A 12,221-nucleotide genomic window follows, 5' to 3' on the forward strand; every position below is an offset into this window, starting at 1 on the left:
GGCAGGGTATGTATTCTTGTCCGACTACTACCAAAAGGTTAAAATCAAAACTTAAAGAACCGCCGTATACCGAACGGTACGTACGGTGGTGTGAGAGGACAGATAGGGAAGTAATCCCTATCTTCCTACTCTATTATTAGTTTTTATTTTGAATTATAGATTTAGATAACTATGTTAGTGTCCTAATTAACTAGGACAGTAAAACAGTAGTTATGGTCACTATCGAAAAAATGGATTTTTCTTACCCCAAAAAGCCAACGATTTGTCGAGGATTAAACTTATTTCTTGAGCAAGGTAAAATAATTGGCTTATTAGGATTGAATGGCGCGGGTAAATCTACCTTGATGCGCCTGATGGCAGGCTTGCTGAAGCCAAAAGCAGGAGCTGTGAAATTTGATAACCATGCTACTTTTGAAAGAGAAGTTGCCTTTTTAAACCAAATGGTTTTTATTCCGGAAAAAGTTTCAGTGCCTGAATTTCTGAAAGTAAAAGACTATGTAATTGTGTATAAGGACTTTTATGAGGGTTTTGATATCGGAAGGCTTGAAGAGCTACTTGTGCAATTTAAAATCACAGGCAACCAAAGAATTTCCAATCTTTCATTTGGACAGCAGAAAAAGCTTCAGATCGCTATTGGTTTGAGTTCAGGAGCCAAGTTACTGCTCTTTGATGAGCCCACAAATGGCTTAGATATCCCATCCAAAAGTACATTTAGGAAAGTGCTTTCGGGTAGTTTGCAAGAAGATCAGACGATGGTGATCTCTACCCATCAAGTGAAGGATATTGAAAACTTGGTGGATCAGGTGATAGTCTTGGATGAAGGGATGATTAAGCTGCATGCAGATCTGGCGGAACTGGAAAATGAATTCGTGTTCTCCCAAGCAGCCAAAGCGCCAGAAGGAGCGATTTATGTAGAGTCACATTTGTTAGGAGCACATTACATCATTGGGCAGTCTGAAAGTGTCGGAGATTCTGGAGGAAGTCCAGATTTGGAATTGCTATTCAATGCGGTGATTGAAGGCAAGATCTCTGGAGAATTTTTAACCAATCAAAAACTAGTCAAACCATGAATAATTTATCTATATCCAGAATTTTGAAATTGATCAAATTTGAATTTTTGATGCATAGGAGGTTTTATAAAATGCTCTTACTAGCGGCATTTTTGATCGTGTTTGCAATATTGCTGTATACCATGAGAAAAAAAGCTGCTTTTACGAATGATGATTGGGAAGATAGACTTTATACAAGTGCTTACTATTTCTACATGATAGGGGCTATGTTTTTAATTATAGGGCAGAGTTTTATGGATTTGAGGTCCAAGATGGAGATAGACCGCTACCTTCTTTTACCAGCTTCAAATATTGAGAGACTTTTGTCACAGATTATAGTCAAGTTTGGAATTCTATTTTTGATCATGCCATTAATTTTTTTTAGTGCGGCAATTCTGTCCCGCTTAGTTAGTACAGAGATTTTTTATCCAATGGTGAAAGGGTATGAAAAAATAGAGTCTATAAGGCTCGAAACATTATGGCCCTTAAAGCCAGGAAGGCCTGTTGCGTATTATATGTTTGTTTTGGGTATACTCTTCTTCATACCATCAATATTATTTACAGGTAGCTTGTACTTTGGAAAATGGAATGTAGTGCTTACGCCTCTTTTTATCCTATTGATTGTAATGGCTACAGTGTATTCAAGCTTGCTTATTTATAGGGTGTTTTATTATAATTATATTGGGTTAGGGGATTTTCTTGATGTGAGTGCAGAAGTACGATTTTTTGGTGAAGATATTCCTGTTTTAATATTGATCTTGATGCCAATATTCTATACTGGTAGTGTTTTTAGTTTTATAATAGCTTATCACAGGCTAAAAGAAAGAGAGATCTGATATGGAGTTTAGTGAAGGTAAAAATATATATGTACAAATCAGAGACCGGCTAGTAGATCAAATACTTACTGGTATGTTGCTTCCAGGAGATAAAATTCCTTCTGTGAGAGAGCTGGCAGTGGATTTAGAAGTCAATAGGAATACGGTCATGAGAAGCTATGCCTTGATGGAGCAAGAGGGGATAGTAGATAACAGGCGGGGGATAGGTTTTTTCGTCTCAAGTAATGCTAGACAGCGACTGACTCAGGATGAAAAAGAAATCTTTATAAAACAAGAGTTGCCTAGGCTAGTACATCAAGCGAAGGTATTAAAAATGTTACCTGCTGATTTTAAAGATTTATTTGATCAACTTAATGAAAACCAAAATGAAAACAAGCAATAAACTATTGATCTTTTTTCTCAGTATTTCTTGGTTGGGAATAGTGTGCGGGTGGCTGTATAGTTCGGCACATACCAGTGAAAAAAGACTTGCGTTTGAAAAAGAGCTTAATCTTAATAAGCAAAATGGAACTCCATTCAAAGTTGAGGATATGGATTATCAGAAAGATTTAATCGAGGGGGAGTTCAGTGTAGTGTCCGTAAGTAATTCAGGTCATGTCTTTGTTTTTACGGATAGTATTCCAGGTATTGTGCGAACCAATCCTAAGGATATAAAGGTGGCTTCAGAAAAGGATGAGCGCTATTCATTTGAAGTGAAAGAAGATACTTTATTTATAAGGGGCATTCATCAGAAGAAGTTTGTAGCTTACACCTTACAGGTTGGGACTCAAGTAAGATCTTTTGTGATCGATAGTGTGGCTACATTGGATCTTTTTGCGGGAAGGAGCTTCATAGAGGATAGTCTTTCTATTACGTCCTCAAACTCAACGTTCGTCTTAGGTTCAGATCTTTCTGTAGGGAGTTTGAAATATACAGGGAGATCAAGTTCTGTTTTGCAAGCTTACGCTTCCATAAAACACCTTGATATTGACACGGAGAGAAGTAAAGTTTTGATTCATAGTGGGTTAGATGGGGTTAGTGGAGGGGTTAAGGACTTTTCAGAGCTAGTGCTACCAAAAAGTACACAAGATGTAAACTTAAAAAAAGATACCAATTCTAAATTTTATTTCTGGAATTGAGAAAAGGGATTTAGTTCGAAAGAAATTCCCAGCTACAATACATCCTAAATCACTCACTATGCTACGATACGCTTTCATTTTATTGATTTTATTTTCAAATCAACTTGCTGCTCAAAATTCCTTTTCAATCAAAGGCTCATTCCAAGATTTCACTGGAACTGTATATTTAGAATACGATTCCAAAGTAGACAGCTGCACTGTAACAGATGGTGATTTTACCTATTCTGGAAATATTGATCTTGCTACCCCAGCTAGTTTTTTCATCAAAAACGAAAAGCAGGTTTACTACAATATATTTGTTCTTGAGCCTGGAGAATTGGCTGTCAAGGTAGATACGGTTACGAGGGTGTATGATGGTGAGCCAGTATGTAGTCTTCGTACTAAGGTGACTGAAGGCGGTCGTGCCAATGCACTGCTTGATTCATTTGAAGCTAGGCTAATGCAAAATACAAGTGCGATGCAAGGGAAAAGTATAGATGAAAGAAAACAATTTTACCTAGATGAGCTTAGAACATTTTCCGCAGAATATCCAAAGGAAATAGCTTCATTGATTTTAGTAGAGCAAGCAAGTCCTGCATTTTCTCCAGAAGAGTTGGTTTCTTTTTACGACAAACTTGATGTGGATATTCAGAAGAGCTATTATGGTAATAGTCTCAAAAATACCATTGACAAAAACAGCAAAACTGAACTTCAGCAGCCTATCAAAGACTTCTCACAAGAGGGGCTGAATGGAGCGCTTGTTTCTATTGGAGATCTGAGAGGTAAATATGTATTGGTTGATTTCTGGGCTTCGTGGTGTGGTCCTTGTCGTGCAGAAAACCCGAATTTGTTAAAGATATATGAATTGTATAAGGATAGTGGGTTTGAGATTTTGGGAGTCTCTCTAGATGCTGATCGAGGTAGTTGGGAAAAAGCAATTCAAGCTGATGGGTTGACTTGGCTGAATGTTTCAGATTTAAAAGGAAGCCAAAATGAAGTCGCTAAGATGTTTGGTGTAAGTGCTATTCCTGATAATATATTGATTGACCGTGAAGGGAGGGTTGTCGCCAGGCGAATCAGTTTGGAGCAGTTGAGCCAATTGCTTTCTTCCGTTTTATGATTCGGTTTTGTACTAAAGGGCACGCTAGTGAAGTGGCGATTATTGACTATCATTGAATAGGAAAAAAGATGGAAAAATTACCAAATATACACCCTGGAGAAATTTTGAATTTCTTGAACCTTTGGGAGTCACAGCCTATAGACTTTCTAAGGATTTGAAAATTCCGCAAACTCGGATTTCGGAAATCATAAAAGGGAGACGCAGAATTACGGCAGACACGGCTTTAAGGCTGAGTATATGCTTTGGTAATTCTGCGAAATTTTGGCTTGGACTTCAAGATGATTATGATATCGATGAAGAAAAAGAGTCGAAAGAGTTAGAGTTCAAAGAACTGAGACATTATGAAGATATTGTCTAATGTGATTTTGTAGGTAAATGCCCCATTTATCCAAGTAGGCTCTAATGCTCTAATCGATAAATATCATGTTTATTTTCGATTGTAATCGAAAAATTACATGTTTATTTTCGGTTATAATCGAATAATTTTATAATTTCGCTTGAAATGATTTGATTATGATTAAGCGAGTTATAGAGGAAGAGCTTAAAATGCGCCTAAATGGAGGAAAGGTGTTGCTGGTATTGGGACCCCGGCAGGTCGGTAAGACTACGTCACTGAGGCAGTTGATCGTGCATGAGAAGCTGAATGTGTTGTGGCTCAATTGTGACAATCCTGATGATAGGGCTGATTTAGAGGACGTGACAATTACTAGACTAAAGTCACTCATCGGATCACATGCACTGGTGGTAATCGATGAAGCTCAGCGGGTCAAAAACATTGGTTTGACTTTGAAGCTGATCGCAGATGGCATGCCCGATGTGCAAGTGATTGCGTCTGGTTCATCTGCTTTGGAGTTGGTAAATGAAATCAAGGAGCCTCTCACAGGAAGGAAGCGAGAATTGAGTCTTTATCCAGTATCTACGGGAGAAATGATCATCCATAGCTCTCAAAGAGAGGAAAGAAGGATGCTTGATACGAGGCTGATCTATGGCTTTTACCCTGAAGTTGTCAATAAACCAAGTGAAGCAGAAGAGATTCTTGAAGAACTTACGAGTAGTTATCTCTATAAAGATATTCTAACCTTGGATCAAGTACGAAAGCCAGTCATTTTACAGAAATTGCTACTTGCCTTGGCGTTGCAGGTAGGTTCTGAAGTCACTTTTAATGAGTTGGGAAATACCATAGGGATAGATAAAGAGACAGCTGAAAAATATATTGATCTGCTTGAGAAAAGTTATGTAATCTTCAAGCTGAACTCCTTTAGCCGTAATATGCGAAGGGAAATCAAGAAAGGAAAGAAAATATACTTTTGGGATAATGGCGTTCGGAATGCGATTATCAACAATTTTAATTCTCTGTCTTTGAGGAATGATACAGGAGCGCTTTGGGAAAATTTTATCATTTCTGAGCGGATGAAGTTTTTGCATTATAACAGAATAAAAGCCAATGTTTATTTCTGGAGGACGACGACAGGAATGGAATTGGATTGGCTAGAAGAAAGGGGAGGTGTGATTCATGCTTTTGAGGCTAAATGGAACTCTAAGAGGAGAGCTTCACTCCCTTCTGGTTTTGAAGATGCGTACCCTAATACTGTCTATGAGAAAGTATCTCCTGATAATTACATGGATTTTTTGACAGTAAAGAAATAGGCCTAGATCTCCACGCCACTGAAGGGGTTGAACCTTCTTCTGCCGACTTGCATGGCGATGGCGCGACAGACTGTTTTGTCTCCATATTTGGTGTTTAGCTTGTCGAGTGTTTGGTAAAGCCTGATTTGTTCTTCAGAGTCATCGAACAGGTTGATCTGATAGTTGCCATGGACTAAGCTGCTGAATCGTACTCCTATCAGACGGATCAGCATGCGGCGATTGTAGAGTTTTTTGAAAAGCGCTTTTACCACAGAGATCAAGGTGTGGTCTGTGGAGGTGTAGGTGATTCGCTGCTGCACGGTATGTGTGTCAAAGTCCGAATAACGAATCTTTACACTCACGCAGGCGGTAAGCTGTTGGTTTTTCCGGAGCTTAGAAGCAAGCTGTTCTGTCATAGCGATCAGGTGAGCTTCGAGCATTTTGACATCGATAGTGTCTTGTTCAAAGGTGTTCTCAGATGATATAGATTTGGCCTCTGTATAAGGAGTGACTAGGGAATTGTCTATGCCGTTGGCTTTTTCCCAGATGATTCGACCATTTTTCCCAAAGGTGGCTTCTAGGAGTTCCGCAGGCATTTTTTGTAATGTCTGTACTTTTTTTACGCCCATGTTGTAGAGTGTGTGCGAGGTTTTTTCTCCAATCATGGGGATTTTTCTGACAGAAAGTGGAGCGAGAAAAGGTCTCTCATCTCCTGTAGGGATTTGTTTCTCATTGTTAGGTTTTGCCTCTCCTGTGGCTACTTTGGATACAGTTTTGTTTTGAGATAGGCCCATAGAAATAGGGAGTCCGCTTTCTTTTAGAATTCTTTTTCGTAGTTCCTGAGCCATTTTGTAGCAGCCAAAATACCGATCCATCCCCGTATAGTCGATGTAGAATTCGTCTATGGAGGACTTTTCAAAGAGCGGGACATCTTCTTGGATGATGGCAGTGACTTCTTGAGATTTCTGGCTGTATTTTTCAAAATCTCCTCGTACAAGGATGGCTTCTGGGCAGAGCTGTCGCGCTGTGCGCATAGGCATGGCAGCATGTACGCCAAATCTTCTTGCCTCGTAGCTACAGGAAGCTACGACTCCACGGTCACTAGATCCTCCGATAAGGATAGGTTTGCCATAAAGTCTATTGTCATACAGTCGCTCCACCGATACAAAGAATGAATCTAGGTCCATGTGTAGAATTTGTCTATTTGATATACTTTGCACTTTGTCTATTATTTTGACATTTTATTGTTTATAATTTAATCTTTATTGTTTAGATTTGAAATGTGGTTGAGGGGAATTTCCCATAAGTATGAAAAATATCAGGACAATAAATGTCAGTATATTAAAAAGGTCTTTTATTAAAAATTAGTGAAACAGCGATGTATATCCACGGGAATATCAAGTTTTTGCGTAAGCAGAGGGGGTTGACACAGGAGGTTGCTGCCCAGGCAGTGGGTATCAGTCGGTCTAAGTTGGCTGGTTATGAGTTGAATATCAATCCTCCTTTGGATGTGGTATTGATGATTTCGGATTATTTTGGGGTGTCTGTAGACTTGCTACTGCGTAGAGACCTCCAATCTTTGTCGGCGTACAAATTACGCCAAGTATTGGAGACAGATCAGTACTTGAAGGGGAAGCACCTTAGGATTTTGGCTACTACGGTAGATACACAAGGGAGGGAGTTGATAGAAGTGGTGTCGCAAAGAGCCAAGGCTTCTTACTTGGCAGGATTTTCAGATCCAGAATTTATAGAAGAGTTGCCAAGGTTTTCCTTGCCATTTTTACCTTCGGACAAGAAGTATAGGGTTTTTCAGATAGATGGGGACTCGATGTTGCCACTACCTGATGGGGCATGGATCGTCTGTGAATATGTGGACGATTGGACGAAGATCAAAGATGGTCAACGCTATGTGCTCGTGACAGAGCAAGATGGGGTGACTTTTAAGATAGCGTATAGCCAAGTAGAAGATAGGGAGCGAGTTTTACTTTGCTCTAGCAATCCTATATACAAGCCATTTTATGTGGCAGTTTCAGATTTGCGTGAAGTTTGGAGGTTTAAGATGGTGATGTATTGATGATTGGATTTTGCTGTGTTTCAAGTTTTGACTTTGCGCGGTGATAAAGTGTAGAGGAATATTATTTGGGATTTTTTCCTTTTTTAGGTTTTAGTTATATCTTATTAGGTGTTTAGTTTGGGGTGCATATTTTTTATTTTGTGTAAATAATGAAAATATATGCCCTTTCTTAAGACAAAAGCTCCTATATTTCGTTGTTACCATATTGGCGTGCGCATATTTATTAGTGATCATTGAGTGTGGAGTGTTTTTTTACTTTAAAAAAAAGAAGAGATGAGAGAGATTGCAATCATGGAGACGCCCTTGGGCAATATAAGAGCAGAGGCTTTTGAAGGATATTTGATTTCGCTAAGGTTTACAGATGAGCCTGTTACAGATAAATTTTTGGACGGTGTATTGATGGATGTTAGGATTCAGTTAGGCTTATACTTTCAAGGTAAGCAAAAGACTTTTGATGTCCCCGTTGCTTTAGGGGGTACTGATTTTCAGCGTCGTGTTTGGCTTGAGGCAAACAAGGTTCCTTTTGGAAAGACAAAGACGTATGAGCAGATAGCGACAAACCTTGGTAGCCCAAAGTCAGTGCGAGCTGTAGGGACAGCTATCGGAGCCAATCCTATATTGGTGATGCTTCCTTGTCACAGAATCATCGGAAAGTCAGGTCAGTTGACAGGGTATGCTGGGGGAGTTTGGCGCAAGTCAGCTTTGCTAGAGTTAGAGCAGAAAGACCGTATTGGGCTTCAAGCTGTTCTAGGGATGTGATATCTTCAGGGGTTTCTTAGAAAGTATCCCTGAATTAATTTAGCTTTTAGTGAAGATAAGAATATTCAGCCATCTTATTTTTATGATAGGATGAAGTTTTACTTTTTTCTACCTTTCGGTAAAAAAAAATACTAACGCATGTTAACAGAGGCTATTGTAATTGTTCCTTACACTTCGGTGGATCATGAAGATTTTCGAGATATCACAAAGACTTGGGTGGAGGAATATTTTTCTTTAGAGCCATTTGATATTGCACAACTTGAGGATCCCGAGGGAACCGTGCTGAATCAGGGGGGCACCATACTTATGGCCAAAGCTGGGGGAGTGGCACTTGGTACAGTAGGTTTGAAGTATGTAGAGGAAGGGGTATATGAGATGATCAAGCTTGGTGTAGCATCTTCACATCAAGGCAAGGGTGTCGGTCGGCTTTTGTCCATAGCGATCATGGATCAGGCGAGACTCATGGGAGGCAGGAAACTCATCCTTTATAGTAATACAAAACTCAAAGCTGCTTTAGAGCTGTATCGCAGCCTCGGTTTTGTGGAGACATCCTTAGAGTGTGGTAAGTACCTGCGCTGTGATATAAAGATGGAGATTGATCTATGATTTTCCTATTCCCCAAATAAATCTTACCTTTGCGATCCGAAAATCGGAATTAATTTTGAATCCAGCGGTTCGATCACCCGCTTCACCAAAAATTATCATGGAAAAAAGAGACGCAGTAGCAGCGGGATTGATGCTTCCTATCATGGAGGCTTTTTATACTATTCAAGGAGAGGGAGCATTTACAGGTCATGCAGCCTATTTTATTAGACTTGGCGGTTGTGATGTGGGATGTGTTTGGTGTGATGTCAAGGACTCATGGGAAGCCTCCAAGTGGCCAGTTCAATCTATAGAGGAAATTGTAGCCGAGGCTAAGCGCTTTCCGGGGCGAAAGGTTGTGATCACTGGAGGAGAGCCATTGATGTACGATTTGAATCCCCTAACCAAACTTTTGAAGAGCGAAGGCTTTGTTGCCCACATTGAAACTTCTGGGGCACATCCATTTTCAGGTGATTTTGATTGGGTATGCTTTTCTCCCAAAAAATTCAAGCAGCCTCATCCAAGTATTTATGAAGTTGCTAATGAATTGAAGGTAGTGGTCTTTCACAAATCTGATTTTGAATTTGCTGAAAAACACGCTAATCTGGTCAATAGCTCTTGTAAATTGCTACTACAGCCCGAATGGAGTAAGGCTAGTGTCTTTACTTCTCAGATAGTAGATTATGTAAAAAATCATCCAAATTGGAATATTTCGCTACAAACTCATAAATTTATGGATATACCCTAAATTTATGAAGCAAGCACTTATCATTGCACTGTTTTCGTTGGTTGTATTCTCTGGCTTTGGGCAGACGTATAGTACATCTGATAGACGAGCGATTAAGCTACATCAGGAAGGTGATGAGCTAATACAAAATCGCATGTATGATGAAGCGATTGGTAAGTTTAAAGCTTCTATTGAGAGAGATACGGACTTTTTGGAGTCCTACTTGAAGTGGGGTAGGGTTCTTTTGACGCAAGGGTTGCCAGAAGATGCTTTGCAAGTAGTGAATCGAGGGCTGTCAAGAAATGTCAAAGTATCTTCCGCTGTCAGGGGAGACATCGCTTGGTTGAAAACACACTGTTTGCTAAGGGTTGGTTCTTTTCAATTGGCCATAGAGGAATTTGATACAGCCAAAGGGCTTCTACATACTAATTTTAAAGCTACTCGGCAATTTTTGGAAATAGAGAGACAAGTTGATTTTATCAGTCAAGGCATTCAGAAGTCTTTTGGTATCAAAAAGGAAAAGCTTCCCTCACCGCTTAACCAATACACTTTACAGTACTTTCCAGTTCTGACGGCTGATAGTAAGAAGATGCTTTTTACCAAAAGAGATGGACTTACTAATGCTGAGCATGAAGATATTTTTGTGTCTTATTATGATGAGGTTGAGTCCGTGTGGGGAGCTCCCAAGAGTATCTCTCCAAGTATCAACTCGGCTTACAATGAGGGTACTTGTACTATTTCAGCTGATGGGAAGATACTAATTTTTACTTCATGTCAGATGCCAGATTCTTTTGGAGATTGTGATTTATATGTTTCATATAAAGTTGGTGAATCATGGCAGAGGCCTTTGAATATGGGTAAAAATGTCAATTCAAGAGTTTGGGACTCACAACCTTCGCTTTCAGCAGATGGGAGTATTTTGTTTTTTTCGTCTAACAGGAGAGGTGGTTTTGGAGGGAAAGACATTTGGTATTCTTTGAGGCTAAAGGATGGCGGGTGGTCCGAGGCTAAGAATCTGGGAGACAAAGTCAATACATCAAAAGATGAGGTTTCTCCATTCATTTATTTCAACAATGAAGTTTTGTTTTTCTCTTCTGATGGGCATTTGGGGTTTGGAGGATTAGATTTATTCATGTCCAAAGTAGAAGAGGGGGGATTTACCACCCCAGAGAATCTTGGCTATCCTATCAATGATCACCAAGATCAATTGGCCTTATTTATCACTGCGCAGCGAGATTATGCATATTTTACCGAGACGGAGTTTGTGGATGGGAGACAAGATAGGTCGTATCTATACAGGTTTGGTTTTCCAGATGAGATTGATTTAGGAGGGAGGTTGACTGTGACAGAAGGGAGGGTTTTGAATCAAAATACAGGTGAGCCAGTAGCGGCTACTTTATCTTTGATAGATCTCGCATCAGATAGTACTTTGTATAGGTTTGGTTCTGATGCTACTACAGGAGATTTTACAATGATCTACCCTGAGAGAGCGACTATGGGGCTATATGTTGAGAAGAAAGGTTATTTGCCAAAAATTTACAATGTAGATAGAGATAGTCTTGCTGATCAGAAAAATTTGGAGGTTGGTTTGGTTCCTGTAGCAAAAGGGGAAGAGTTTGTTTTTGAGAATATCTTTTTTGATTTTGATAAGACGGATTTAAAGCCTTCTTCGAAAACATCACTGAAGATTTTAGAGACATTTTTAAGAGAAAATTCAAGTATAGGTTTGGTTATCACAGGTCACACAGATAATATTGGTAATGAACCATACAACAAAGATCTAAGCTTGAGAAGAGCTAGGGCTGTTAAGTTTTATTTGGAAAGCGTTGGTGTGGACGCTAATAGGTTAGACGTGGAAGGATCTGGTTCAGATTTGCCTGTAGCAGACAATAAGACCGAAGAAGGGAGGGCTTTGAATAGAAGGATTACTGTAAAGGTGAGATGAGAATTTGTGAGCATCACTTGGTCAAATTTTGAGCTACGTTAATTGGTTTTATTTTTTCTTCGCCAGTTACCATAATGTTAAAAATCAAAAAGCTAATCCTGTTGTGTTCTGATTTATGAGTTTAATAAACTTTTTAATTTTGAATTACTGTTTTTTATGTATTATTTAAGTGTAATTTTTGTTATTTTTCAATATTTAATATCTCATGAGACTGTTCATTTAAGTGTGTCTGCTAACTTTACAAAAGATGAACAAGAAAAAGAGAATTGAGGATATTTTAATGATCCTGAGATGAGTGAACGTTTGAAAGAACGTCTTTACAGTAAAAAAGGGTTGTTTGGAAAAGAGAGTCCTTTCAGTGAGATTTTGCAAGGTATGGTAAATACACTACTTGAAGGTGAGATCG

13 protein-coding genes and 1 pseudogene are annotated in these 12,221 nt (G+C 39.2%); 13 read left to right on the forward strand and 1 reads right to left on the reverse strand.

Features of this window, described 5'->3' with window-relative positions; all coding sequences use genetic code 11:
* The first annotated feature begins 212 nt into the window (after positions 1-212).
* The 7 genes from MM239_RS19690 (at position 213) to MM239_RS19720 (ending at position 5,749) form a co-directional block, all read left to right on the forward strand.
* Positions 213-1,070: an ABC transporter ATP-binding protein gene (locus MM239_RS19690; protein ID WP_241350043.1), complete on the forward strand. Its 858-nt coding sequence runs from the start codon at positions 213-215 to the stop codon at positions 1,068-1,070.
* Positions 1,067-1,885: a hypothetical protein gene (locus tag MM239_RS19695; protein ID WP_241350044.1), complete on the forward strand. Its 819-nt coding sequence runs from the start codon at positions 1,067-1,069 to the stop codon at positions 1,883-1,885. Before MM239_RS19690 ends, MM239_RS19695 begins: the two co-directional genes overlap by 4 nt.
* A 1-nt stretch (position 1,886) precedes the next feature.
* Complete coding sequence (locus tag MM239_RS19700) at positions 1,887-2,267, forward strand: GntR family transcriptional regulator (RefSeq protein ID WP_241350045.1); 381 nt, start codon at positions 1,887-1,889, stop codon at positions 2,265-2,267.
* Complete coding sequence (locus tag MM239_RS19705; protein WP_241350046.1) at positions 2,251-3,003, forward strand: hypothetical protein; 753 nt, start codon at positions 2,251-2,253, stop codon at positions 3,001-3,003. Before MM239_RS19700 ends, MM239_RS19705 begins: the two co-directional genes overlap by 17 nt.
* A gap of 58 nt (positions 3,004-3,061) precedes the next feature.
* A complete protein-coding gene (locus MM239_RS19710) occupies positions 3,062-4,102 on the forward strand; it encodes a TlpA disulfide reductase family protein (protein ID WP_241350047.1) in 1,041 nt (346 codons plus the stop codon).
* 52 nt (positions 4,103-4,154) lie between these two features.
* On the forward strand, positions 4,155-4,460 hold the full coding sequence (locus tag MM239_RS19715; protein ID WP_394801526.1) for a HigA family addiction module antitoxin: 306 nt from the start codon (positions 4,155-4,157) through the stop codon (positions 4,458-4,460).
* Positions 4,461-4,615: 155 nt separating this feature from the next.
* Positions 4,616-5,749 (forward strand): ATP-binding protein, encoded by a 1,134-nt coding sequence (locus tag MM239_RS19720; RefSeq protein WP_241350048.1) that lies wholly within the window; start codon positions 4,616-4,618, stop codon positions 5,747-5,749.
* Positions 5,750-5,751: 2 nt separating this feature from the next.
* Here the strand turns inward: MM239_RS19720 and dinB are convergent, their stop codons facing one another.
* A complete protein-coding gene (gene dinB / locus MM239_RS19725; protein ID WP_394801527.1) occupies positions 5,752-6,957 on the reverse strand; it encodes a DNA polymerase IV in 1,206 nt (401 codons plus the stop codon).
* A gap of 149 nt (positions 6,958-7,106) precedes the next feature.
* Here dinB and MM239_RS19730 point away from each other — a divergent pair, with 149 nt between their 5' ends.
* The 6 genes and pseudogenes from MM239_RS19730 to MM239_RS21305 form a co-directional block, all read left to right on the forward strand.
* A complete protein-coding gene (locus MM239_RS19730; protein WP_241350050.1) occupies positions 7,107-7,802 on the forward strand; it encodes an XRE family transcriptional regulator in 696 nt (231 codons plus the stop codon).
* A gap of 273 nt (positions 7,803-8,075) precedes the next feature.
* Positions 8,076-8,561 carry a methylated-DNA--[protein]-cysteine S-methyltransferase gene (locus MM239_RS19735; protein ID WP_241350051.1) on the forward strand — a complete coding sequence of 162 codons (486 nt, stop codon included), beginning with the start codon at positions 8,076-8,078 and terminating at the stop codon, positions 8,559-8,561.
* Positions 8,562-8,699: 138 nt separating this feature from the next.
* On the forward strand, positions 8,700-9,167 hold the full coding sequence (locus MM239_RS19740) for a GNAT family N-acetyltransferase (protein WP_241350052.1): 468 nt from the start codon (positions 8,700-8,702) through the stop codon (positions 9,165-9,167).
* Positions 9,168-9,264: 97 nt separating this feature from the next.
* The gene (locus MM239_RS19745; protein WP_241350053.1) at positions 9,265-9,891 is read left to right on the forward strand and encodes a 7-carboxy-7-deazaguanine synthase QueE; all 627 of its coding nucleotides are present in this window, start codon (positions 9,265-9,267) and stop codon (positions 9,889-9,891) included.
* A gap of 4 nt (positions 9,892-9,895) precedes the next feature.
* Complete coding sequence (locus MM239_RS19750) at positions 9,896-11,815, forward strand: OmpA family protein (protein ID WP_241350054.1); 1,920 nt, start codon at positions 9,896-9,898, stop codon at positions 11,813-11,815.
* Between the two features lie 247 nt (positions 11,816-12,062).
* Positions 12,063-12,221 (forward strand): annotated as a pseudogene (locus tag MM239_RS21305) (IS256 family transposase); the annotation flags it as partial.

The sequence above is a fragment of the Belliella filtrata genome (genome assembly GCF_022549775.1).
GTDB lineage: Bacteria > Bacteroidota > Bacteroidia > Cytophagales > Cyclobacteriaceae > Belliella > Belliella filtrata.

Bases quoted from the DNA above. Each gene is read 5' to 3' on its own strand.
- MM239_RS19735 (WP_241350051.1), top strand. From the start codon at position 8,076: ATGAGAGAGATTGCAATCATGGAGACGCCCTTGGGCAATATAAGAGCA.
- MM239_RS19720 (WP_241350048.1), top strand. From the start codon at position 4,616: ATGATTAAGCGAGTTATAGAGGAAGAGCTTAAAATGCGCCTAAATGGA.
- MM239_RS19740 (WP_241350052.1), top strand. From the start codon at position 8,700: ATGTTAACAGAGGCTATTGTAATTGTTCCTTACACTTCGGTGGATCAT.
- MM239_RS19750 (WP_241350054.1), top strand. From the start codon at position 9,896: ATGAAGCAAGCACTTATCATTGCACTGTTTTCGTTGGTTGTATTCTCT.
- MM239_RS19690 (WP_241350043.1), top strand. From the start codon at position 213: ATGGTCACTATCGAAAAAATGGATTTTTCTTACCCCAAAAAGCCAACG.
- MM239_RS19695 (WP_241350044.1), top strand. From the start codon at position 1,067: ATGAATAATTTATCTATATCCAGAATTTTGAAATTGATCAAATTTGAA.
- MM239_RS19700 (WP_241350045.1), top strand. From the start codon at position 1,887: ATGGAGTTTAGTGAAGGTAAAAATATATATGTACAAATCAGAGACCGG.
- MM239_RS19730 (WP_241350050.1), top strand. From the start codon at position 7,107: ATGTATATCCACGGGAATATCAAGTTTTTGCGTAAGCAGAGGGGGTTG.
- MM239_RS19705 (WP_241350046.1), top strand. From the start codon at position 2,251: ATGAAAACAAGCAATAAACTATTGATCTTTTTTCTCAGTATTTCTTGG.
- MM239_RS19745 (WP_241350053.1), top strand. From the start codon at position 9,265: ATGGAAAAAAGAGACGCAGTAGCAGCGGGATTGATGCTTCCTATCATG.
- MM239_RS19710 (WP_241350047.1), top strand. From the start codon at position 3,062: ATGCTACGATACGCTTTCATTTTATTGATTTTATTTTCAAATCAACTT.